A 24,151-nucleotide genomic window follows, 5' to 3' on the forward strand; every position below is an offset into this window, starting at 1 on the left:
AATTCAATCAAGCTCAACGATTGATTGCTCTGACATATCAATGGACCTTCGCCAGCTCCGGTATTTCGTCATGCTCTGCGAGGAGTTGCATTTCCGCCGCGCGGCAGAAAAGCTGAACATCACGCAGGCACCGCTCTCAGTGGCGATCAAGTCGCTGGAAACGGAACTGGGCGCCCAGCTGTTTCATAGAACGCAGCGCCACGTTTCGCTGACGCAGGTCGGCGCCGCGTTTCGCCAGCATGCGACAGCCGTGCTGGATCAGCTCGATCGCAGTATTGAGGAAATTCGCGAGATGGTCTCCGGCGAGGCCGGGCAACTTCGCATCGGCTTCACGACGGCCTCGTCGCTGCTCGTTTTCTTCCCCCAGATCATCCGCGCGTTCCGCACGCGCTATCCGAAGGTCGATATCCGGCTGCATGATCTGTCTTCGCAGCAGCAGATCGCAGCGCTGGAGAACAGGGACATCGATGTCGGTCTTCTTCGCAGCCCGCAGATTCCCGTGCGCTCGGATATCCACTTCGTCCAGATCCTGCAGGACCCGCTCATCGTCGCGATGCATGCCGACAGCCCGCTGCTCGCGCGCGAGCAGCTGCATATCGCGGACCTGCGCGGAGAGCCGATGATCTTCTATCCGCGAAACTCCGGCGTCGGCATTCACGAGCAGTTCCTGCGCCTGTGCGGCGAGGCCGGCTTCGTGCCCAATATCGTTCAGGAGGTTCGGGAATCCGCCACGATCATCAGCCTCGCTGCATCGGGCCTCGGCGTTGCCGTCGTGCCGTCCGAGCTGCAATGCATCAATGTTCCGAACATCCGCTTCAAGCCGCTCGCGGACGAGGGTGCCATGACCTATCTGGTGATGGCGTCGCGCGCTGGCGAAGCCAGCACGCTCGTCGCGAACCTCAGGCGCATGGTTCAGGCGTCGATCGCGCGATCGACCGCGCCGGTTGATTGCGTTTTCCCATCAATCGATGTGCAAGATTGAATTGGAATAAATCACCCGTTCTCACCTACCTCTACTGTCAGTCACGTTGCACCGCGGAGAAGGTCTGTCAGGGACGGGAACGGCGCGTCGGCTTTCTTCCCAAACCCTGCGATCCCAATTCTCAATGAACCTTCGCAAGGTGCCGGCTACTGTTCGGGGAGGCACAACAATGATCATGATATCGATGCCGCGTCATGCCGCGATCCTTCTGGCGAGCGCCGCGCTGCCGTTTTACGGACAGGCGGCCGCCGCCCAGACCGGGGGCGATGCAGTCGCCGCGGCGGACAGCGAGGTGCTGGACACCATCATCGTCACGGCGATGCGGCGCGCGGAGAACCTCGAAAAAATCCCCGTCTCCATCACGGCGCTTACCGGCGGCACGATCGAGAAGCTCAATATCGAGACCACTGAAGGCCTCTCGCAATATACGCCGAGCCTGCACATCTACGCGGAGGCGGTCGGCTCGGAAAAATACACGATCCGCGGCATCGGGCGGACGAGCGAGGACCTGAGCGCCGACCCCGGCGTCGCGATCTTCCTGAACGAGGTCTATATCCCCCGGCAGGCGGCCGCGAACCTCGCCTTTTTCGATACGGAACGCGTGGAAGTGCTGCGTGGACCGCAGGGCTCGCTTTACGGCAAGAACGCGACCGCCGGCGCCATCAACATCATCACGCGGCAGCCGACCGAGCAGCTCTCGGGCTACGGCGAAGTCGCCTACGGCAGCTTCGATCGCATTACGACGAAGGGCGCGATCAGCGGCCCGATCGTCGATGGCAAGGCGTATGCCCGGTTGGCGTTTCTCACGGACGACCGCGACGGGATGTACCGCAATCTTACCACCGGCGAGAGCGCGAACGACATCAACACGCGCGCCGTGCGTGGCACGCTGAAGATCACGCCGACGGATCGGCTCACGCTCAGCCTGATCGGCGACTGGGCGAAGAGCAAGCAGGATGGCGTGCTGAAGAGCATCATCTCGGACGTTCCGGGGCTGCGCTATGTCTTCTTCACGAACAACCCGGTGACTGGCGCGCCGCGCCCCGGCGTCACGCCGCCGGTGCAGGAAGAGAAGCTGCGGACGGCACGCTCGGCGATCAACGGCCGGCAGGGTGTCGAGACCTACGGCGGCGCCTTCAATGTGACTTACGAGGCCTCCGGCTTCGATGTCGTCGCGATCACCGGCGTGCGCGCCGAAAAGAGCTATGGGCTCGAGGACAATGGCCGCGCGCGGGAAGTGACCTCCTACACCGAAACGGCACAGGATACGTGGTCGGCAAGCCAGGAACTCCGGCTGGTGTCGAGTGAGCCGAACGAACCGGGCAGCGCCAACCGCTTCTCGTGGACGCTCGGCGTCTACGCGTTCCACGAGGAAGGCAGCCGCACGACGGATATCTATCGCAACGTCGCCCCGTTCAGCGGCATCGCGACCTTCACGCAGCGGATCAACACGGATGCGCTCGCCGCGTTCGCAGAAGCCAAGTACCGGGTTCTCGACAATGTCAGCCTCACCGCAGGCATACGCTACACGACGGAAGAAAAGGCGCTCGACGTCACCGGCATCGCGCGGCGGATTACGGGTATACCCGCAGGTGGACCCGTGTCGCCCTTCGTCAATGCCGATTACACGGCAAGCGCATCCAAGCGCTGGAACCGGCTCACGCCACGCGCCGTCTTGGACGTATCGCTCGGCGAAGGCGCGATGATGTACGCCAGCGTTTCGAAGGGATTCAAGAGCGGCGGCTTCCAGGGTCAGCCCCCGGCCCCCCCGCTCCGGGAATTCAGTCCCGAAGACGTGATGAACTACGAGCTCGGCTTCAAGGGCGACCTGCTCGACCGCCGCCTGCAGTTCAGCGCCGCGGTGTTCTACAGCGACTACAAGAACCTGCAGCTTCAAACGTTCGACATAAACGGCGCCCCGACGACGGCAAGCGCCAGCGCGCGCAGCAAGGGCGTCGAATTCGAGATCACGGCGCTTCTTGCAAAGGGCTTCACCGTCAATGCCGGAGCCTCGTTCATCGATCCCGAATACAAGGACTATATCGCGCAGCAGCCGGGCTTCAGCGATCCGGCGCATACCTTTGATCGTTCGGGCGAGCGGATTGGCGGCGTGCCCCGGTACAATCTTTCGCTGCGCGCCGATTATCGGCACTCTCTGGGCAATGCCGGTGATCTGGTTTTCTCGGCAAGCGCCGTCGCGGTCGACAAGGTGGTCACCGAGTTCAACACCCTGTGGGCGAACGAATACGCCAAGGGCGACGTTCGCCTGAGCTGGGAGTCGTTGGACGGCGGCTGGATCGTCTCGGGATGGGTCAAGAACGTAACGAACGAGAGGTACTACCGCGGCGGCGGGCCGGTGGCGAAGTACGATACCGACAAGATCAGGCTGGGCCTGATCAGCGATCCCCGAACCTTCGGCGTGAGCGTCCGGCGTTCCTTCTGACGCCTGCCCAAAAACAGCACGTCGCCGGGCTGCATCGATGTTAGTACCACCTGAAGAGACCAGGGGAGAGCGGAGCATTGCCGATAGCGATTGACAGGCGATCGTTCATCGCACTCGGCGCGGGCGCGGCGGCGTCGATTGCGCCCGCGCTTGCGAAGCCTGCCGCAGAGCGCCTGCCTAACATCGTGTTCATTCTAGCAGACGATCTCGGCTACGCGGATGTGGCCTGCTACGGCAACGCATCGCTCCGAACGCCGGCCATCGACTCGCTGGCGACCGACGGGATTCGCCTTCTGAACGGTTATGCGAATTCGCCGGTTTGTTCCGCGACACGAACTGCGCTTATCACCGGCCGCTATCAGTATCGGCTTCCCATCGGGCTTGAGGAGCCGCTCGCGCACATCAGCCCCGATGTCGGTATCCCGAGGGACCACCCGACGTTACCATCGCTGCTTCGCGCCGCCGGCTACCGGACAGCGCTCGTCGGCAAATGGCATCTCGGAAAGGCGCCGAATCACGGGCCGCTCCTCAGCGGCTACGACGAATTCGTGGGAATGCGTTCGGGCGCGACGGACTATTTCTCGCATCGGAGCGTGGTCGATGAGCCCGATCTCTGGAGAGGGGATGCGCCCCTTGAGGCAGAGGGCTATCTGACCGAGATTCTCGGGCGAGAGGCGACGGGGTTCATCGAGAGGAGCGCGCGCAATCGGCAGCCGTTCTTTCTCAGTCTTCACTTCAATGCTCCCCACTGGCCATGGGAAGCCCCCGACGACCAATCGGAATCGCAACGTGTTGCAGGTACCAAGCTGAAGCACCTCGATGGCGGAACGATGCGGACCTATCACCGCATGATTGAAGCGATGGACGCAGAGGTCGGGCGCGTGCTCGAAACGCTGGACCGGTTCGACCTACGCGAGAACACCATTATCGTCTTCACCAGCGACAACGGCGGCGAACGCTTTGCGAAGACCTGGCCGTTCAGCGGCCAGAAGTCGGAACTGCTGGAGGGCGGCATCCGCGTTCCGACGATCGTGTCGTGGCCCGCCATGTTGCCGCGCGGGAAGACAAGCGCGCAGACGGCGATCACGATGGATTGGCTGCCGACGCTGCTCGGTGCCGCGAAACGCACGCCCGATCCGGCCTATCCGACCGACGGCATCGATCTCTTTCCGTTGCTCCGCAGCGGCAGCACTGCCGAGCGAACGCTCTACTGGCGTTACAAAGGCAATCACCAGCGCGCGATGCTGCGCGGCGCCTATAAATATCTCAAAATTCTCGACAACGAATATCTCTTCAACGTCGATGAGGATCCACTGGAGCGGGCCAATCTGCAAAGCAGAATGCCCGATGTGTTCGAGGACATGACACGGTCATGGAAGGCGTGGAATCGCACCATGCTTCCTCAAATCGATGCAAGTTTCACCGAGGCCGTGATGGCCGAGGAGCAAGCGGATCACATCGGCGCGGGGTGGGTCGTCGAAACCGCCGACAATCCGGACTGAAGTTTAGTCCGCCTGACCCTTGTCCGCCGTGCGGGCCTTGCGCCGCAGGATCGCGGCGGCGAACACCGCAAGCGCAGCAACGGCGCCGGGAATGGCCGCAAAGCTCAGCAGGGTGCGGGGGCTCATTTCAGTCGCCATCAGGAAACCGCCGACGAGCGGTCCCACGATCGACCCGAGCCGTCCGACGCCGGCGGTCCAGCCGCCGCCTGCACTGCGAACCTCGGGCGGGAACAGGTCCGCGGTCATCGCCGGGAAGTTCAGCTGTGCACCGAGCAGGAGCATCCCGATGATCAGAAACCCGATCATCGCCGGTGCCGTCCCGGTCGCTATCTGGCCGACGACGAGTACAGCGAATGCGCCCAGCAGTGCGAAGCCGGCATTGAGGAAATAGGGACCGAACCGGTTGATGGCCTTGGCGGTAATGAGCGCGCCGACAATTCCGCCAAGATTGAGAACGACGGGCCCAAGCGCAGCGATCTGCGGACTCGCGCCCTCGGCAAGAAGGATGCTGGGGGTCCAGCTAACCAGGAAATAGGTGAGCATCAATGTCGAGAACAGGCCGGTCCAAAGCGCAATGGCGGGGAGCAGGCGTCCTTCGGCGAACTGCGCGGTGAACAGTTTCACCATCCCGGAGCCGAGATGGGAATGCGGGGCGACGCGGTAGGTGGGCATCGTCATGCCGACAGCTGCAGCGATCAGGCAGACGATCCCGGTACCCAGAAAGATCGCGCTGATGCCATGATGCAGCAAAGCGGAGGTGAGCGCACCGCCTACGACGGCGCCCAGCGGATAGCCGATGTACATCAGCGTCACCGTGCCGCTGCGTTTTCCGGGCGCGGCAAAATCGGCGGTCAGCGCGATGATAGCGGGGATGGCGCCCCCCAGGCCGAGCCCCGCGATAAAGCGCAGAACCAGAAGGCTCTGGAACGTTTCGGCGAGGGCGCACAGCAGCGTTGCGACGCCTGCGAGCAGCAGAGACAGGACGAGCATCGGCTTGCGGCCGAGTCGATCGCCGAGCGGCCCCATCGCGAGCCCGCCGATCACCGCCCCGCTGTAGCCCGCGGCGAACACGCCGCCGATCTGGGGATGTGTCAGGCCCCAGTTCTGCGCAAGGAGCGGCGCGATGAACGCGATCATCAGCGTATCGTAGCCGTCCACCATGGCGATGAAGAATGCCTTCGTCGCAACGCTTTTCGATGTGGTGCCCGTAGACACTGGTGCGCTCGTCATTTCCGTTCACTCCCCCGGATCAACCGATTGAACCTCTCCCAAAGGCGCGCGCCGATCCAATTCAATCCTCCTTGACGATTGATGGGCGTTCTAAATCAATTGCCGGGTAAAAATGAAATTGTGCGAACCATTCGGCCGCAATACCCATGCCATGGCAATATAAGCGCAATCCGGGCGAGGCAGGTGATGTCCATCCTTTCGATCCACCAGCGCCTTGAAACCTCGGGGGCAAGAACGGCGCTGCCATTCAGGCGCGGGAACGACATCTGGCTTGGGGTGGCGCAGCTCGCCGAAGACATCGAAGGCACACCGCCGCACATGAACGGCGGCAACAACGACGTCGATGCGCTTCTTTTCAGGTGGAACGATGGACGCTTCGAACTGCAAGCGCGTATTCCCGCGCACGGCGGCGAGGACATCGAGGTCTTCCAGATCGGCCATGCCGTGTTTCTGGCTCTCGCCAACCTCAGAAGCGGGTCGGGGCCTTACGAGCCGAACGTGGCGTCCGTCATCTATCGGTGGCGTGCTGGGGGATGGGAGGTCTTTCAAACAATCGATACCTTCGCGGCAAAGCAGTGGCGCCACTTCACGTTCGACGGACGCCATTTCCTGGCGCTCGCGCAGGGGCTCACCCTGCCGCATCTCACTGCCGTGAACCCCGCGCAATCATGCATCCTTGAATGGGATGGTGCGCACTTCGTGCCGTTTCAGGTGCTGGACGGCATGTGGGGGTATAATTTCACGCACTTCACGGTCGATGGTGCGCACTATCTCGCCTACGCGGATCATACGAGCGAGAGTCTGGTCTGCCGATGGGACGGCAGGGCCTTCGTTCGCTTCCAGTCGCTTTCCGACAAGGGCGGGCGGGCGTTCAGCCATTTCCGCTGGGACGGGACCGATTATCTCGCTTTCGCCCGGATCGACGGCGAATCCATGCTTTACCGTTGGAACGGCGGCGAATTCGTGCCTTATCAGACGCTCGGCGGCCCGGCGGGGCGCGAGTTCTGCGTTTTCGAGTCCGGGGGCGATCTCTATCTCGTCCGCATCTGCTTCATCGAGGGAACACCGGCGGACCCGAAGAGCGATCTCCAGTCGGAGCTCTATCGCTGGAAGGGCGATCGCTTCGTTCTCGCCGAAACGTTTCCGACCTTCGGCGGAACCGATGCCCATGTTTTCGAGAAGAATGGCAGCAGATATCTCGTCGTTTCTAACAGCCTGACCGCTGATATCCGCTTCCGTACCGACACGATCGTCTACCGTCTCGGCGTTTGATCAGGGCAATCCGATGCAAGAACCGCACGCAGCATTTCTGGATCTCTTCGAGGCCTACACCGGCCAGCCCGATGCGATCGGCCCGCACCTCAACGCGCACATGGGCAGGTTGTCGGCAGGCGACCCGCTTCTGGTGGCGACTGGAACCGATCTCGTGCTGTTCTCCGGCAGCGGGGCGAAGCCGCGCATCCTGAATTTTCGGCTCGGTACGCGGGGGTTCAAGGAACTGACGGCGATCTCGCACCTCGGTGTCGCGGTTCCCTACCTGCGGCGCATGTACGAGCTCGACTGCGCCCAGTGGCGGGATGACGCGATCCGGCTCAAGGCTGCCATCGAGACTGCCCAGCGTGTGAATTCACCCGCGTTCTGGCGTGACGATGTCGCCGCCGTCGCATTCAGGGGCCGCGAAGAGGCAATCGCCGGAATGACAGCCTACGCCTGCAGGGTGACGCTCCGGGTTCTGGAAAACCTGCTTCGCGATCCCACGCGCATCGACTTCGAATATCTTCGAACCGAATGGCTGGACGTCCTCTCGGGCGGCGATTTTCCTATCGCGATGAACGACGTGATGGCCGCGACCTTCGCGCTTGTCTTCCTCGATGCCGCATACCGGACGATCACATGGCTCGGCGAGCACGACATCGCGTGGGACCGCGCAATGGTCCTTATCAGCGGAAAGGCGGGCCGGCCGACGGCGGGGGTGACCTGGCAGACGAACAGCATGTGCCACCTGCTGTGGCAGGCGTCCGGGCAACAATTGTCTCCCGATCGTCTGTACATCGCGCCGCACGGGCCCGATCTCGATCTGGCCCAGCTGGCGGATGAAGCCGCCGCCAGTAGAATCGAGGCGCGGTTCCGGGAAATCTGGTTCAGCACCAACGCGACGGTGGAAATGGGCCGCCTGATGTTCGACGGATATCCCGCGTTTCACCGGCCGGCCGAGGCGGCGCCCGTCATTGATGTCGAAACACGGGAGGCGACCGAGCTCCCCCGCGTCCGCTCCGTCGACGATCGCAGGGCGATCATCACGCGGCTCCGTTTCGTCATGGAAGATCCTGCGCAGCAGCTCGCAAACGCCGGTGCGCAGTTCATTGTCGACCAGCTCTGCAGTAACGGCAATGTACCGGAAGCCGTCGTCATCCCAGGGCTCGACAATATTAATTACCGCGCGAGCTGATCCGGACAGCACGTTATCAGGTCGACGGGCACGTGGAGATCATTAGAGGGCGCTAAAAGTACACGGTTTGGGAATCGCATTGAGCATGTTTGTTTTGACGGTATATCTGACGGTACATCATGCGTACCGCGTGCAAATAAACGCATGATATATTTGTAGAAATTTTCCCTTTTCGATTCCGTCCCCGGCACCATTTGTTCTCCATAGCCGTCCATAGCCGTCCAAGAAAGTACGCATTTCTGCGGCTCTCCGGAGATTTGAGTCCGGCGCAGTTCGGGGCCAGTTGTTGGTATCCAGAGCGTTCAGTGGTAAAAATGATGGTATCTGCCAACACTCGAACGGGAGATACCATCATGGCGCTATCCGCAGTGGCGGTGCTGCACGCGAAGGGCAGGCAGCAGCCGTACAAGCTGACCGATTCTCCGGGTCTCGTGCTTCTAGTGAACCCCGACGGCCGGAAGTATTGGCGCTACAACTACCGCTTCGACGGCAAACAGAAGACGATGGCCCTCGGCGTCTACCCGGATATCAGCCTCGCTGAGGCGCGCGAGAAGCGCGATGCTGCGAGAAAACTCGTGGTTTCGGGCATCGACCCGATGAAGCAGCGCAAGGAAGCCGAGCGTGAAAAACGTGTCCGCGAACAGGAAACCTTCAAGGCGATTGCCGAAGAGTGGCTGGAACGCCTCGAGCTCCAGGGACGCGCGGCAGCGACGCTGAAAAAGAACCGGTGGCTGATGGAGTTCTCCTACCCGCGCCTCGGCGATCGTCCCATCGCCGAAATTACGGCGACGGACCTCCTGGAGGTGCTTCGTAAAATCGAGGTTCGGGGCCGCTACGAAACAGCGAATCGGTTGCGCGGGACGTTCGGCACGCTCTTCCGTTTTGCCGTCGCGACTGGCCGCGCGCCGCGCGACGTCGCCATCGACCTTCGCGGAGCCCTCATCCGGCCGCAGGTCACGCATCGTTCCGCGCTGCTGGAGCCTGGAGACATCGGCGCCCTTCTGCGAGCGATCGACGGGTATGAGGGTCAGCCTACCGTTCAGATCGCGCTACGCCTCAGCGCGCGCGGCGGCCTTCGCGGGCGCTGGCCAGCGCGTGGGCGAGCGCGGCAAGGCCGAGGCACAGCATGGCCGTGAGGACGACGCCATAGAAACCCGCGCTCTGCTTTGGCGGGCCATGGAGCAGGTGATCGAGCGTCGGGACGAGCAGCGACAGCATCAGACCGCAAAAGGCACCCCATGCGGCGACGATCGCCGAGGGGCCGAGGCGCTTCGTCAGAAGCGCGGCGAGCGCGAGGCCAGCGCCCACCAGCACCTCGTCGAAGGCCAGCGGAACGAGGCGCGGATTGCCCCACCAGCGGGCGAGTTCACTGGCGGCGAGGAGGCTTCCGGCCGCGAAGGTGATGATGCGAAAGCGTTTCATGCCGCACGGCTACCAGCAATCGGCAAAGAGGGCGAGACAGGCGCCCGGCCGTTAACGTTATTTACAGTCGTGTGACGGCATGATTCTCTGTGCACCGGTTCCAGATTTGCGTGGAAGGGAGCATGCGATGCACGGCGTTGATGACGACTTCACCCGGCAACTGCAGGACTGGCGGATGCTGACCGCCGAAGTGCTTTACCACATGCCCGATCACCCGCATGTGCTGCAAAGCTTCACATGGCAGACACTGGACGTGCCGCCGCGCTTTCCGCGACTGATCGGCTTCCTCGATTTCTGGTCGCACAGCATCGACGGCATGCTGCATTCGGTGCGGATCATGCACGATGCCCTGATCCGCCCGGCCGAATACCGCTTCGTCGACAAGGAACTGCGGCTGAACTGACGCCTACTTGAGGACGGCAATATCGAGCGGCGTCAGCGCGGCCGCAGCGGCGGCGCTCGCCTTGCGCTCGGCATCAGGCTCGGCGATGAGACCGCGTGCCTTGAGATAGCCTTCGGGCCCGAACGCCGCTTCGCTCGTGTATTCCTGCAGGAACACCGCAAGTGCCGGCTTGGCGCGAGCATGCTCGCCCTTCACGTAGATGTAGAGCGGGCGCGAGGCGGGATAGGTTCCGCTGGCGATCGCTTCATACTCTGGCGCGACGCCGTTCATCTTCACGCCCTCGATCTTGTCGAGATTCTCTTCGAGATAAGAATAGCCGAAGACGCCGAGCGCGGTGGGGTTCGCCACCAGCTTTTGTACGATGAGGTTATCGTTCTCGCCAGCCTCCACATAGACACCGTCCTCGCGCAGCTTCGTGCAGCGCGTCTTGTATTCGTCCTCGTTCGAATCCTTCAGCGCCTTCAGGTTCGCGAAGGTGGCGCAGCCAGCTTCCATGACGAGTTCATTGAAAGCGTCGCGCGTGCCCGAGGTCGGCGGCGGGCCGAGCACCTCGATCTTGCGGTTCGGCAGCTTCGGATCGATCTGGTTCCACGTGGTAACGTCGTTCTTCGAGCCGTCCGGCTTCGTGGCAGCGAGCGCGAGGAAAATCTGCGCGGGCGTCACGTCCATCTCGGCATCCGACTTCGCCTGCGCGACGGCGATGCCATCGATACCGACCTGCACTTCGACGATCTGCTTGACGCCGTTGGCGTTGCAAAGCTCGACCTCGCTCTTCTTGATGCGGCGGGAGGCGTTGGCGATGTCCGGGTGCTGCGTTCCGACGCCGCCGCAGAACAGCTTGATGCCGCCGCCGGTACCGGTCGATTCGACGATCGGCGCCGCCGCCGCCGGATACTTGCGGCGGAAGTTCTCAGCGACTGCCGTGGTGAATGGGTAGACGGTGGAGGAGCCGACGATGCGCAGCGCCGGGCCAGAAACGTTGATGCCGCCCGTCGCAGCCGTATCGCCGCCCTGCGGCGGTGTGGGCGCGGGGGACGAATCGCAGGCGGCGAGCGCCAGAAGACCGATACCGGCAAGAGCAAGGCTGGTGGTGCGCATGGGATTTCGTCTCCGCTTCAAGGATGACCTGTTCTGACGCCGCCCCTAGGCGTGTTCAATGACGCTTTGGTGACAGACAAATGTCGGATGCATGACAGCTACTCTTGTTTGCCCCTCTCCCCAACCCTCTCCCCGGGTGGGGAGAGGGAGTCTTTAATGCGCGGCGTTCCAGTTTTGGCCGGTGCCGACCTCGACGACGAGGGGGACCGTCATTTCGACGATCGGCGCACAGGCATCCTCCATCACGCGCTTGATGACCGTGCCCGCCGCTGCCGCCTTGTCCACGGGAACCTCGAACACGAGTTCGTCGTGCACCTGCAGCAGCATCCGTGCGGCTGACAGGTTTTCGGCTTCGAGCGCATCTTCGATGCGGACCATGGCGCGGCGGATGATGTCGGCGGCTGTGCCCTGCAGCGGTGCGTTGATCGCGGCGCGCTCGCCGAAGGCGCGCTCGGCCTGGTTGGAGGACTTGATGAGCGGCGTGTGGACGCGGCGGCCGAACAGCGTTTCGACATAGCCGTGATCGCGCGCGCTCATCTTGGTGCGCTCCATGTAGTCACGGATGCCCGGGAAGCGCTCGAAATAGCGCTTGATATAGTCGCCAGCGACACCGCGATCGATGCCGAGGTTGCGCGCGAGGCCGAACGCCGAGATACCGTAGATGATGCCGAAGTTGATCGCCTTCGCCTGGCGGCGTACGGACGGGTCCATGCCCTGGATGGGCACGCCGAACATTTCGGACGCTGTCATTGCGTGGATGTCGAGACCGTCCGCGAACGCCTGGCGGAGCGCCGGAATCTCGGCCATCTCGGCAAGCAGGCGCAGCTCGATCTGGCTGTAGTCGGCCGAGAGCAGCACATTGCCCGCTTCCGGCACGAAGGCGTCTCGGATCTTGCGGCCTTCCTCGGTACGAACGGGGATGTTCTGGAGGTTGGGATCGGTGGAGGAGAGGCGCCCCGTGGTCGTGGAGGCCAGCGCGTAGCTGGTGTGCACGCGGCCCGTTTCAGGGTTGATCTGTTCCTGCAGCGTATCGGTGTAGGTGGACTTGAGTTTGGCGAGCTGGCGCCAATCCAACACCTTCTGCGCGATCTCCACGTCTTCGCCGGCGAGCCGATCGAGCACATCCACGTCGGTTGAATAAGCGCCGGTCTTGGCTGATTTCTTGCCGCCCTGCAGGCCCATCTGTTCGAACAGGATCTCGCCGAGCTGGCGGGGCGAGGCAACATTGAAGGGCGCGCCCGCAAGCGTGTGGATTTCTGCCTCCAGCCGCTCGAGGCCCTGCGCATAGTCCGCCGAAAGGCGCGCGAGCGCTGCCCGGTCCACCTTGATGCCGCGCCGCTCCATACGCATCAGTACGGGAACGAGCGGGCGTTCGAGCGATTCGTAAACTCGCGTGAGCTTTTCCCGCCACAGGCGCGGCTTCAGATGCTGCCAGAGACGGAGCGTGCAATCGGCGTCCTCGGCGGCGTATTTCGTCGCGGCATCGAGCGGCACCTTGTCGAACGTGATCTGCGCCTTACCGGTGCCCGCGACCGTCTTGAACGCGATTGGCTTGTGACCGAGCAGCCGCTCCGAAAGCCCGTCCATGCCGTGACCCATCGGGCCGCCGTTTTCGAGCGCCTTGCCTGAATCGAGCGCGTAAGACATCAGCATCGTGTCGTCGAACGGCGCGATTCCGATGCCCTGCCGCGCGAGCACAAGCATGTCGTACTTGAGGTTCTGACCGACCTTCAGCGTCGCGGGATCTTCGAGCAGCCGCTTCAGCCGGGCGAGCGCTTCCGCCCGGTCCACCTGCACCGGTGTTTCGCCGAGCAGCCCCTCGCTCGCGACATGGCCGAGCGGGATGTAGCAGGCGCGGTTCGGCGCGGTCGCGAGGCTGACACCGACGAGGTTGGCGCGCATGGCATCGAGATTGTCCGTTTCGGTATCGACCGCGACAGTGCCGACCGCCAGCGCCTCGGCGATCCAGCGGTCGAGCGCCTCGAGCGTCGCGACGGTCTCGTACGTGTCGTGCGCGAAGGGCAGCAGGGGCGGCGAGAAGGCATCGGGCGGGGGAAGCGCCGCACCCGGCGCGCCGCCTGCCGCTTCCACCGCCGCGTGCTTCCCGAGCTTGGAGAGGAGCGTGCGAAAGCCATGCTTCTTGAAGAATGCCGAGAGCGGCTCATGCGGCGGATCCTTGAGCGCGAAGGTCTCGATCGGCTCGGGCAGCGGCCAGTCCGTCTTCAAGGTGACGAGCACGCGCGACATGCGGATGGCGTCGACGCTTGATGTTATCATCTCGCGCAGTTTGTCGCGCTTGATCTCGGATGCGCGAGCGATCAGTGTCTCGACGTCGCCGAACTGCTGGATAAGCTGCGTCGCTGTCTTGGGGCCCACGCCGCGCACGCCGGGGATGTTGTCGACCGCGTCGCCCATCAGCGCCAGCACGTCGCCGACCTTTCCGGGCGGCACGCCGAACTTCTCTTCGACGTGGGCGACGTCCATCCTGAGGTCGCGCATGGTATCGAGCATGTCGATGCCGCCGCCGACGAGCTGCATCAGATCCTTGTCCGACGAGACGATGGTGACCTTCATGCCGTCCGCGCGCGCCTTCACGGCGTAGGCGGCGATGATATCGTCGGCCTCGATGCCGATCTCCTCGATGCACGGCACGGAAAAGGCGCGCACGGCATCGCGAATCAGCGGGAACTGCGGGATCAGGTCCTCGGGCGGCTCCGGCCGGTTCGCCTTGTATTCGGGGTAGATCTCCATGCGGAAGCTGTGCTTCGAGGCATCGAGGATGACCGCCAGATGCGTGGGCCCCTCGCCCCGGTTCAGCTCCTCAATCAGCTTCCAGAGCATCGCGGTGAAGCCGAACACGGCGTTGACGGGCGTGCCTTCGGGATCGGTGAGCGGCGGCAGGCGGTGGTAGGCGCGGAAGATGAAGCTCGACCCGTCGACGAGGTAGAGATGCTGGGGGGAGTCGGTCATGAAGGTGCGTTTAGCAAGCCCCGCCCAGCTTGGCGACTAGGGGATCAGCACCGTGTCCTCCGCGACCGGCGATGGCTGCGGATAGTCGAGCGTGTAGTGGAGGCCCCGGCTTTCGTGGCGGCGGAGTGCCGAGCGGACGATGAGGTCGGCGGCCATCAGCAGATTGCGCAGCTCGATGAGATCGGGCGTGACGCGGAAGTGGCCGTAGAAATCCTCAACCTCGCCTGTGAGTAGCTTGATGCGGTGCTGCGCGCGCTCCAGCCGCTTCGTGGTGCGGACGATGCCGACATAGTTCCACATGAACCTGCGGATTTCCGTCCAGTTCTGCTTGATGACGACTTCTTCGTCCGAATCCGTCACGCGGCTTTCGTCCCACGCGCGGATCGGCGGCGGCGCGGCCAGCCCGTCCCAGTTCGCGGCGATGTGCTTCGCCGCCGCTTCCCCGAACACGAAGCATTCGAGGAGCGAGTTGGAGGCGAGGCGGTTGGCGCCGTGGAGGCCGGAGTGGCTGACCTCGCCCGCCGCGTAAAGGCCGGGAAGGTCGGTGCGGCCGTCGCGGTCGATGACGACGCCGCCGCACGTATAGTGCTGCGCGGGGACGACCGGGATCGGGTCCTTCGTCATATCGATGCCAAGCGAAAGCAGCTTCTCGTAGATGTTCGGGAAGTGGCCCTTCACGAAATCGGCGCCCATGTGGCTGATATCGAGGTGCACGTAGTCGAGGCCGAGGCGCTTGATCTCGTGGTCGATGGCGCGGGCGACGATGTCGCGGGGGGCAAGCTCGGCGCGCGAATCGAAGCGCGGCATGAAGCGCTCGCCGCCGCCGGGAACGCCGGGCGGTAGTTTCAGGTGGCCGCCCTCGCCGCGCACCGCTTCGGTGATGAGGAAGTTCTTGACCTCCAGATTGTAAAGGCAGGTTGGGTGGAACTGCATGAATTCCATGTTGGCGACGCGGCAGCCCGCGCGCCACGCCATCGCGATGCCATCCCCCGTGGCGCCGCGCGGCGCGGTCGAGAAGAGATAGGTGCGGCCCGCGCCGCCGGTCGCGAGCACCGTCGCGCGCGCCGTCAGCGTCTCGACACGACCGCTGGCCCGGTCGAGCGCGTAGACGCCCCAGACGTGTCCGTCGCCCGAATAGCGCTCGCCATGGCGGCTGGTGACGAGATCGATTCCCACCCTGTCCGGCAGCAACGTGATGTTGGGGCTGGCGGCAGCGGCCTTTTCGAGCGCCTGCTGCACCGCCCAGCCGGTCGCGTCGTCGACGTGCACGATGCGGCGGTGGCTGTGCCCACCTTCGCGCGTCAGGTGCCAGCGCTCGGTGCCGCCTGCGTTGAAGGGCACGCCGATCTCGGCGAGCCGCTCGATCGCGGCGGGGGCGTTCTCAACGACGAACTCGACAATGTCGCGATGGTTGAGCCCAGCGCCCGCCACCATCGTGTCCTCGATATGGCTTTCGAACGTATCACCCGGCTCCAGCACGGCGGCGATGCCGCCCTGCGCCCACGACGTGGACCCGGCGGAGAGGTCTGCCTTCGACAGCACGCCCACCTTGAAGCGCTGCGCGAGGTTGAGCGCGCAGGTGAGCCCCGCGGCGCCGGAGCCGATGACGAGAACGTCGAACTGCATCACGCGGCCACTTGCCGCGTGAGGTGAAGGAACACGTCTTCAAGGTCCGCCTCGCGTGTCGAGACATCGACGACGCCGAGGCCGGTGGCGCTGATCGCCTGCAGAAGCTCGCCCGCGGTGAGCGCGCCGCGATTGTAGGTGAGGATAAGCTGGCGCGCGCCCTTTAGCTCGATCTTTTCGGCAGGGAGACCGGCGGGCGGGGTATCGAGGTCGCGGTCCACCGTGACGATCAGACACTTTTCCTGCGCGCTGGCGAGGAGCGCGTGCGTTTCGTCATTCGCCACCACCTCGCCGTTGTTGATGATGGCGATGCGGTCGCAAAGCTCCTCCGCCTCTTCGAGATAGTGCGTGGTGAGCACGACCGTGGTGCCTGCTGCGTGGAGCTGGCGCACGTAGGACCAGAGCTGCTGGCGCAGCTCGATGTCGACGCCCGCGGTGGGCTCGTCGAGAATCAGGATCGGCGGATTGTGGACGAGCGCCTTGCCGATCAGCAGGCGCCGCTTCATGCCGCCCGAGAGCGTGCGCGCGTAGGCGTGCGCCTTGTCCTCGAGCCGGAGCGCGCGGAGAATTTCCATGGTGCGGCGTTCCGCCTTCGGCACGGCATAGAGCCCGGCGTGGATTTCCAGCGTCTCGAACGGCGTGAAGAAGGCATCGAACAGGATTTCCTGCGGCACGATGCCGATCGCGCGCTTCGCGTTCCTGCGGTCTTCATCAATGTCGAAGCCCCAGATGCGCGCGCTGCCGCCGGTCTTGTTCACAAGGCCCGCGAGGATGTTGATCAGTGTGGACTTCCCCGCGCCGTTGGGGCCCAGAAGGCCGAAAATCTGGCCGCGCGGCACATCGAAGCTGACGCCCTTCAGGGCGCGCTTGCCGTCCGAATAGGTTTTTTCGAGGTCGCGGATTTCGATGGCAGGCTGCATGGACGCCTCGCATAGCGCGGACGTCCATGCCCGCCAAGCGACTTACGCGGCCTCCACCATTGCGGCGATGGCATCAGGCGGCAGATTCGTCGCTTCCTTGGCGATCTCGGCGACGATGCGGCCCGAGACCTCCTTGTGATAATGCTTGCGCATCTCGCCGAGCGTCGCTGGCGGCGCGATGATGATGAGACGGTCGGTTTTGCCGCCAAGCGCGCGCTTTTTCAGGATTTCGGCAACCTCTGCGGCGAAACGATCCTCGGCGAGCTGTTTGAAATCGGTTTCCTCATAGCTGCTACGCCGCGCGCCGACGCTCTGGAAGCTGCGGCCCGGCCTGTCGGTCGAAAGCTCACGGTCGGGGCGGAGGTCCTGCTCTTCCTCGCGGATCACCTGCAGATCGGGGAATTTTGTGTCGCCTTCGTTGACGAGGAGGAGCAGCTTGCGCCCGTCGGCGACGCAAATCTCGGTCTTGTGCTGGAGGATCATGGCCTCTCCCTTTTCTGCCTGTGTGTGAAGCTTAAACGAAGCAAGGCGAAACCGGTTGCGGGCCAAAGGCACCCGTTCCATAGAGCCTTCGCCATGCACGATATCCGTTATATCCGGGAAAACCCCGCCGAATTTGATCTGGGTCTAGCACGCAAGGGGCTGGCGCCCCTGTCGGCGGACATTCTTGGCCGAGACGCCGCGCTGCGCGAGACCGTGACGACGCTGCAAGCCGCGCTGACGCGGCGCAACGAGGCCTCGAAGGCAATCGGGGCCGCGAAGGCTCAGAAGGACGAAGAGAGCGCCTCCGCGCTGATGGCAGAGGTGAGTGAGCTAAAGACACGCATTCCCGACCTTGAAGCGAAGGAACGCGCGCTTTCCGATGCGCTGAACGCGCAGCTTTCGGCCATTCCGAACCTGCCCGCCGCCGATGTGCCGGAAGGGCCGGACGAGACCGCAAACGTGGTGCTGAAGACATGGGGCGAACCGCGCACCTTCGATTTCGAGGTGAAGGAGCACGATGCCGTCGCCGCGCCGCTCGGCCTTGATTTCGAGCGTGCCGCGAAGCTTTCCGGCGCGCGCTTCGCGGTGATGAGCGGCGGCGTCGCCCGCCTTCACCGCGCGCTCGCGCAGTTCATGCTCGACCGGCAGGTGGAGAACGGCTTCACCGAAACCGCCGTGCCGCTGCTGGTGCGCGACGAAGCGGTGTACGGCACCGGCCAGCTTCCGAAGTTCGCTGAAGACCTGTTTCAAACGACGGACGGCCGCTGGCTGATCCCCACCGCCGAGGTGAGCCTTACCAACCTCGTGGCGGCCGAGATCCTTGATACGGCGAGCCTGCCGCTGCGGCTGACCGCGCTTTCCCCCTGCTTCCGCGCCGAGGCGGGCTCGGCGGGGCGGGACACCAAGGGCATGATCCGCCAGCATCAGTTCGAGAAGGTGGAGATGGTGGTGATCGCGGCGGCGGACCAGTCCGAAGCCGAGCACGCACGCATGACCGAATGCGCCGAGGGCATCCTGCAGGCGCTCGGCCTTCCCTACCGGGTGATGCTGCTGTGCGCTGGAGACATGGGCTTTGCCTCGCGCAAGACATACGACCTTGAGGTCTGGCTGCCTGGGCAGGGCTGTTACCGCGAGATTTCGAGCGTTTCCAACTGCGGCGACTTCCAGGCGCGGCGCATGAACGCGCGCCACCGCGCGGCGGGCGAGAAGGGTACGGCGTTTGTCCACACACTGAACGGCTCCGGCCTCGCTGTCGGCCGCACGCTCGTCGCGGTGCTCGAGAACTACCAGCAGGCAGATGGATCGGTAACGATCCCCGAAGTGCTGCGGCCCTACATGGGCGGTTTGGAGGCGCTGCGGCCGTGAGAATCCTGCTGACCAACGATGACGGCTACCATGCCCCCGGCATGGCGGTGCTCGAAGCGATCGCGCGCGAACTCAGCGACGACATCTGGGTGGTCGCGCCCGCCGAGGAACAATCGGGCGCGGGCCATTCGCTGACGCTGTCGCAGCCGATCCGCCTGCAGAAGCACGGCGAGCGCCGCTTCGCGGTGCGCGGCACGCCGACCGACAGCGTGATGATGGCGCTCGGCCTGCTGATGAAGGACAGCCCGCCCGATCTCGTGCTTTCGGGCGTCAACCGCGGTGCGAATCTTGCCGAGGACGTCACCTATTCGGGCACGGTGTCGGCGGCGATGGAAGCGACGCTGTATGGCGTGCCCGCGATCGCGCTCAGCCAGTGCCTCGGTTCGATGCGCGCCGTTGAGGCGTTCGAGACGGCGGCGAAATGGGGCGCCACGGTGGTGCGCGCGCTCGCCGCGAAGACGTGGCCGAAGGGCGTGCTCATGAACGTGAACTTCCCCGCCGTCGCGCCGGACGCGGTGAAGGGCGTGCGCGTGACCGAGCAGGGCTTCCGCGACTACGGCGCCACCGCCATCGAGGAGCGCGTCGATCCGCGCGGCTTCACCTATTACTGGTTCGGCCTCGGCCGCGAGGCGACGGAAGCCGGACACCTGACCGACCTGCAGGCGACGCATGAGGGCTTGATCGCGGTGACGCCGCTTCACCTCGACCTGACGCACTACGAAACGCTCGATTCGCTGAAAGATGCGGTGAAGCACATCTCTTAGGCGCGATCGGCGATTCAAATCCGTATCGCACCGGGTTAGAGACTTACCCATGTTCCGCTTCGCCGTTCCGCTCGTCCTGCTTTTCGTCGCCGCCTGCTCGGCCCCGTCGCGGCCGCAATTTCCCGTGCCGACGCCCAAGAAGCCGATCGAAAGCACGGCTACCCCCACACCGGCCGCGCCCAAGCGTGCGCCTTGGAAGCCCGTGAAGGTTGTGGCGGATGCGGTGGACGTGCCGCAGCAGACGGTCACCGTCGTGCGCGGCGATACGCTCTCCGGCATCGGGCAGCGCACGGGATCATCGGTGCAGGCGATCGCACAGGCGAACAGGATCGCGCCGCCCTACACGATCGAGGTGGGGCAGGTGCTCACCATCCCGGGCGGGCGCTATCACACGGTGAAGGCGGGCGAGACGGGCATCACCATCGCGCGCGCCTATGGCGTGGACTGGGAAGGCATCGTCACCACCAACGAACTGAAAGCGCCCTACACGCTCCGCGTCGGCCAGCGGCTGCGGCTGCCGACGAAGGCGCAGGTGCGCGAGATGACGCTCGCCGAACGCGCCGCCGCCTTCACCATCGACATCGACGACCTGATCAACGGCAGCGAACCCGCTGCGACCGAAGCCGCCGCTGCAGCACACCCCGCAGGCGAAACCGCGCCCCCGCAGGCCGTGGCCGCGCTACCCCCACCGCCCGCCTTCAACGGCCGCTTCATGGCGCCCGTGGAGGGCAAGCTCATCAGCCGATTCGGCGCCAAATCGGGCGGGCTCTACAACGACGGCATCAACCTCCGTGCGCCTGCAGGCGCACCGATCCGCGCGGCAGCGAACGGCGTGGTCGTCTATGCCGGAAACGCAGTCGAGGGCTTCGGCAACCTTGTGCTGCTGAAGCACGATGGCGGCTGGGTGACGGCCTATGCCCACGCCGAAGACCTGCTCGTGATCCGCGGCGACACCGTGCGCCAGGGCGACCCCATCGCCCGCGTCGGCAAGACCGGCTCCGTCGACGAGCCGCAGCTTCACTTCGAGATCCGCCAGGGCAAAAAGCCGGTCGACCCGCTGCCGCTTTTGCCGGGGGCGGGGTGAGGATGGGCTATGATAAACGTACTGAGCTTTGAACGCGGCCATACGAATGATGGTGACGTCTCTTTCATACCCTGTATCGACAGGGTGAGTTTGGTAGACCTCGCTACAGCTTTCGAGAAAGCTCAAGGGTACACTGATCCCGCCGGAGGATACGGCGGCATTGTACCTTCCCATTCAGAACTCAGTTCGATCGCAAACAATTTTTCATGTCAGGGAGAGCCCGCCAGAGACTGCGAGCAAGGACGAATCTACGCATTATTCTGCGAATGCGGAGAGGCTGGCTGTTGGCCGCTCGTAATGCATATCGAGCAAGACGACGGTCATGTGATCTGGAGAGGCTTCAATCAGCCACATCGACAGAACCGTGATTATACTACGTTTGGACCTTTCAAGTTCAATCGCGCACAATACGAGTCCGCGTTAGCCGAGATTACGGCCTCCAAGGCCCCCGCTTAGTATCTACCCATCAATACATTTCAGGACGCTACTTCCTCTTGCGTCTCAGCCCTTTTTCCGTCAGTGGCGCGCGTCTCATGACCGTGAAAACGCTCCCCGCGCCGCCGAAGGTCGGCATGGTGTCGCTCGGCTGCCCGAAGGCGCTGGTCGACAGCGAGCGGATTCTGACCAAGCTTCGCGCGGACGGCTATGCGATGAGCCCGGACTATGCGGGCGCGGACGTTGTGCTGGTGAACACCTGCGGGTTCCTGGATTCGGCGAAGGAAGAAAGCCTTGCCGCGATCGGCGAGGCGATCGCCGAGAACGGGCGCGTGATCGTGACCGGGTGCATGGGGAACGAGGCGGACGTGATCCGCGCGCGCTTCCCGGACGTGCTCGCGGTGACGGGCGCGCATCAGTATGAGGCCGTCGTCGAGGCCGTGCACGAGGCCGCGCCGCCGGTGCCCTCGCCGTTCGTCGATCTGGTACCGGAGGCGGGGCTGAAGCTCACCCCGCGCCACTATTCGTATCTGAAGATTTCCGAAGGTTGCAATCACCGCTGCAAGTTCTGCATCATCCCGAGCTTGCGCGGCGACCTCGTCAGCCGGCCTGCCGCCGCCGTGGTACGCGAGGCGGCGAAGCTGGTGGAGGCGGGGACGAAGGAACTGCTCGTCATCAGCCAGGATACGTCGGCCTACGGCGTCGATATCCGTCACGCAGCGTCGAAGTGGGACGGGCGCGAGTATCGCGCGCACATCACGGACCTTGCGCGCGATCTCGGATCTCTCGGCGCATGGGTGCGGATGCACTACATCTACCCCTATCCGCACGTCGATCAGCTGATGCCGCTGATGGCAGAGGGGCTGGTGCTGCCCTATCTCGACATTCCGTTCCAGCACGCGAGCCCGGCGGTGCTGAAACGCATGGCGCGGCCCGCGAACGAGGCGAAGGTGCTGGAGCGCATCCGGTCCTGGCGGACGCAAGTGCCCGACCTCGCCATCCGCTCCACCTTCATCGTCGGCTTCCCTGGCGAGACGGAAGAGGATTTCCAGTACCTGCTCGACTGGCTGGAAGAGGCGGGAATCGATCGCGCCGGCTGCTTCAAATACGAAGCCGTTGAAGGTGCCGCCGCGAACGCGCTGGATGGCGCCGTCCCCGAAGAGGTGAAGGACGAGCGCTGGCACCGCTTCATGGCGGCGCAGGCCCGGATTTCAGCTGCGCGCCTGCAAAGCCGTATCGGCCGCGAGATCGACGTGATCATCGACGAAGCCGACGACGAAGGCGGCGCGACCGGGCGATCGCAGTGGGACGCGCCGGAGATCGATGGCCAGGTGCTGCTGCGCGATGCCGATGTCGCGCCGGGTGACATCGTACGCGTGCGCATCGAGGATGCCGACGAGACGGACCTGTTCGGCGTTCCCGCTTAAGACTTCAGACGAAAATCTTGCCGGGGTTCATGATGCCGTTCGGATCGAGCGCGGCCTTCACTGCGCGCATCGCGGCGAGCTTCGCCGGATTGCCGAGTCGGGCCAGCGTTTTCGCCTTCGATGTGCCGATCCCGTGCTCGGCGCTGATCGAACCGCCATACCGTGCGACGATATCGTAAACCTGCTCGCTGAGCTCGTAGCGGCGGGCCATCAGCTCGGTTCGCGGCCCCGGCTCGGCCGTCTTGACGTTGTAGTGCACATTGCCGTCGCCAAGGTGGCCGAATGCCATCACCTGTGTGCCCGGCCAGTCCGCCTCGATGATCCGCGTCGCCTCTTCCATGAAGCGCGGCATGTCGGAAACCGGCACGGAGACGTCGTGCTTAATCGAAGGTCCATCGAGACGCTCCGCCTCCGGCAGCTCCTCGCGCAGGCGCCAGAAATCGAGGCCCTGCGTGCGGTTCTCGGCGAGGGCCGCGTCGACCACGAGCCCGTCTTCGAACGCGGCGGCAAGCGCGGTTTCAAGCGCCTGACGCTGGGTTTCGCCGGTCATCGCCGAAGTCACCTCCACGAGCACGTACCACGGATACGGCGCCGAAAGCGGATCGCGCGCGCCCGGGATGTGCTGCAGCACGAGATCAAGGCCGTGGCGCGGGATCAGCTCGAAGGAATCGACATTGTCTCCCGTGGCCTTCTTGAGATGACCGAGCAGCGTCAGCGCGGCGTGCGGATCGGCGAGCGCGACAAATGCCGTCGCCACTTCGCGCGGCGCAGGCACCAGCCGAAGCGACGCGGCGGTGACGAAGCCGAGTGTGCCTTCGGCGCCGATCAGCAGCTGCTTGATATCGTAGCCGGTGTTGTCTTTCCTGAGCGGCGTGAGTTGATCGAGGATGCTGCCATCCGGCAGCACGGCTTCGAGCCCGATCACCTGCGCGCGCATGTTGCCGTAGCGGAGCACCTGCACGCCGCCCGCGTTCGTGGAAATAAGGCCGCCGATCGTTGCCGAGCCCTTGGCGCCGAGCGAGAGCGGGAACATGCAGTCCGCGTCTTCTGCGGCCTTGTGCAGCGTTTCCAGGACGACACCCGCCTCTGCAATGACCGTGAAGCCCGGCGCATCGAGCGCACGGATGCTATTCATGCGATCCATCGAAACGAGCACGGCCGCGCCGTCTTCCTCGGGCACACCCGCGCCCACGAGGCCCGTATTGCCGCCCTGAGGAACGAGCGGCGTGCCGGTTTCATTCGCGATCTTCACGATACGCGCCAGCGTTTCCGTATCGCGCGGAAGCAGCAGCAACGGAGAAGCGCCGGTTTTCTGATTGCGCCAGTCCGTGAGTTTGGGCGCGAGACGATCAGGATCGTCGGACCAGCCGCCGGGTCCGGCAGCGTCGCGGAGTCGGTCGAGGGCTGTCATATCGAGGTGTGTCGCCATGGGTCCGACGCTCTAGGCGAAACCGGTACATTGCGGAAGATGCAACGTTTGGCGACATGGACCCTGCAAAAACCGATAGGCTGAATGGTCACAAACGTTGCAATCGGGCAACGCTCTGC

At 64.1% G+C, this 24,151-nt stretch carries 19 protein-coding genes; 11 read left to right on the plus strand and 8 right to left on the minus strand.

Annotated features, from left to right (window positions below; genetic code table 11):
- Positions 1-40 precede the first annotated feature (40 nt).
- The 3 genes from AAC014_RS02520 (at position 41) to AAC014_RS02530 (ending at position 4,927) form a co-directional block, all read left to right on the plus strand.
- On the plus strand, positions 41-982 hold the full coding sequence (locus AAC014_RS02520) for a LysR substrate-binding domain-containing protein (protein ID WP_339703773.1): 942 nt from the start codon (positions 41-43) through the stop codon (positions 980-982).
- Positions 983-1,151: 169 nt separating this feature from the next.
- Entirely contained in the window at positions 1,152-3,425 is a 2,274-nt protein-coding gene (locus AAC014_RS02525) for a TonB-dependent receptor (protein WP_339703775.1), read from the plus strand.
- Positions 3,426-3,502: 77 nt separating this feature from the next.
- Positions 3,503-4,927, plus strand: coding sequence for a sulfatase-like hydrolase/transferase (locus tag AAC014_RS02530; RefSeq protein ID WP_339703777.1), 1,425 nt, complete (start codon positions 3,503-3,505; stop codon positions 4,925-4,927).
- A gap of 3 nt (positions 4,928-4,930) precedes the next feature.
- Here AAC014_RS02530 and AAC014_RS02535 read toward each other — a convergent pair whose 3' ends face one another.
- The gene (locus AAC014_RS02535; RefSeq protein ID WP_339703779.1) at positions 4,931-6,157 is read right to left on the minus strand and encodes an MFS transporter; all 1,227 of its coding nucleotides are present in this window, start codon (positions 6,155-6,157) and stop codon (positions 4,931-4,933) included.
- Positions 6,158-6,343: 186 nt separating this feature from the next.
- On the opposite strand from AAC014_RS02535, the gene AAC014_RS02540 reads away from it, so the two are divergent.
- From AAC014_RS02540 to AAC014_RS02550, 3 genes are all read left to right on the plus strand, one after another.
- Positions 6,344-7,429, plus strand: a complete 1,086-nt coding sequence (locus AAC014_RS02540; RefSeq protein ID WP_339703780.1) for a hypothetical protein — start codon at positions 6,344-6,346, stop codon at positions 7,427-7,429.
- Between the two features lie 13 nt (positions 7,430-7,442).
- A complete protein-coding gene (locus AAC014_RS02545; RefSeq protein WP_339703781.1) occupies positions 7,443-8,606 on the plus strand; it encodes a DUF5624 domain-containing protein in 1,164 nt (387 codons plus the stop codon).
- 353 nt (positions 8,607-8,959) lie between these two features.
- Positions 8,960-9,742 (plus strand): integrase family protein, encoded by a 783-nt coding sequence (locus tag AAC014_RS02550; RefSeq protein ID WP_339703782.1) that lies wholly within the window; start codon positions 8,960-8,962, stop codon positions 9,740-9,742.
- Here AAC014_RS02550 and AAC014_RS02555 read toward each other — a convergent pair.
- Positions 9,663-10,028, minus strand: coding sequence for a hypothetical protein (locus AAC014_RS02555; protein ID WP_339703783.1), 366 nt, complete (start codon positions 10,026-10,028; stop codon positions 9,663-9,665). The two genes, AAC014_RS02550 and AAC014_RS02555, sit on opposite strands and share 80 nt — an antisense overlap.
- 127 nt (positions 10,029-10,155) lie before the next feature.
- On the opposite strand from AAC014_RS02555, the gene AAC014_RS02560 reads away from it, so the two are divergent.
- Positions 10,156-10,431: a protein usg gene (locus tag AAC014_RS02560; protein WP_339703784.1), complete on the plus strand. Its 276-nt coding sequence runs from the start codon at positions 10,156-10,158 to the stop codon at positions 10,429-10,431.
- A gap of 3 nt (positions 10,432-10,434) precedes the next feature.
- On the opposite strand, the gene AAC014_RS02565 is transcribed toward AAC014_RS02560, so the two are convergent.
- The 5 genes from AAC014_RS02565 to AAC014_RS02585 form a co-directional block, all read right to left on the minus strand.
- Entirely contained in the window at positions 10,435-11,529 is a 1,095-nt protein-coding gene (locus AAC014_RS02565; RefSeq protein WP_339703785.1) for a PstS family phosphate ABC transporter substrate-binding protein, read from the minus strand.
- A 153-nt stretch (positions 11,530-11,682) separates the two neighbouring features.
- Entirely contained in the window at positions 11,683-14,499 is a 2,817-nt protein-coding gene (polA, locus tag AAC014_RS02570) for a DNA polymerase I (RefSeq protein ID WP_339703786.1), read from the minus strand.
- 36 nt (positions 14,500-14,535) lie between these two features.
- Positions 14,536-16,125 (minus strand): L-aspartate oxidase, encoded by a 1,590-nt coding sequence (nadB, locus tag AAC014_RS02575; protein ID WP_339703787.1) that lies wholly within the window; start codon positions 16,123-16,125, stop codon positions 14,536-14,538.
- Positions 16,125-17,045: an ABC transporter ATP-binding protein gene (locus tag AAC014_RS02580; RefSeq protein ID WP_339703788.1), complete on the minus strand. Its 921-nt coding sequence runs from the start codon at positions 17,043-17,045 to the stop codon at positions 16,125-16,127. Before AAC014_RS02580 ends, nadB begins: the two co-directional genes overlap by 1 nt.
- Before the next feature lie 42 nt (positions 17,046-17,087).
- Positions 17,088-17,528, minus strand: coding sequence for a host attachment family protein (locus AAC014_RS02585; protein WP_339703789.1), 441 nt, complete (start codon positions 17,526-17,528; stop codon positions 17,088-17,090).
- Positions 17,529-17,621: 93 nt separating this feature from the next.
- Between AAC014_RS02585 and serS the strand changes: the two genes are divergently transcribed.
- The 4 genes from serS to rimO all read left to right on the plus strand — a co-directional run bounded on the left by serS (position 17,622) and on the right by rimO (position 22,603).
- Entirely contained in the window at positions 17,622-18,893 is a 1,272-nt protein-coding gene (serS, locus tag AAC014_RS02590) for a serine--tRNA ligase (protein ID WP_339703790.1), read from the plus strand.
- Complete coding sequence (gene surE, locus AAC014_RS02595; protein ID WP_339703791.1) at positions 18,890-19,657, plus strand: 5'/3'-nucleotidase SurE; 768 nt, start codon at positions 18,890-18,892, stop codon at positions 19,655-19,657. The genes serS and surE overlap by 4 nt, the downstream gene beginning before the upstream one ends.
- Positions 19,658-19,706: 49 nt before the next feature.
- Entirely contained in the window at positions 19,707-20,741 is a 1,035-nt protein-coding gene (locus AAC014_RS02600; RefSeq protein ID WP_339703792.1) for a M23 family metallopeptidase, read from the plus strand.
- Positions 20,742-21,274: 533 nt separating this feature from the next.
- Positions 21,275-22,603 (plus strand): 30S ribosomal protein S12 methylthiotransferase RimO, encoded by a 1,329-nt coding sequence (gene rimO, locus AAC014_RS02605; protein ID WP_339703793.1) that lies wholly within the window; start codon positions 21,275-21,277, stop codon positions 22,601-22,603.
- Positions 22,604-22,607: 4 nt separating this feature from the next.
- Here the strand turns inward: rimO and AAC014_RS02610 are convergent, their stop codons facing one another.
- On the minus strand, positions 22,608-24,032 hold the full coding sequence (locus AAC014_RS02610; RefSeq protein ID WP_339703794.1) for an FAD-binding oxidoreductase: 1,425 nt from the start codon (positions 24,030-24,032) through the stop codon (positions 22,608-22,610).
- Positions 24,033-24,151 lie beyond the last annotated feature (119 nt).

This window comes from uncultured Sphingosinicella sp., from assembly GCF_963974575.1.
Lineage (GTDB): Bacteria > Pseudomonadota > Alphaproteobacteria > Sphingomonadales > Sphingomonadaceae > Sphingosinicella.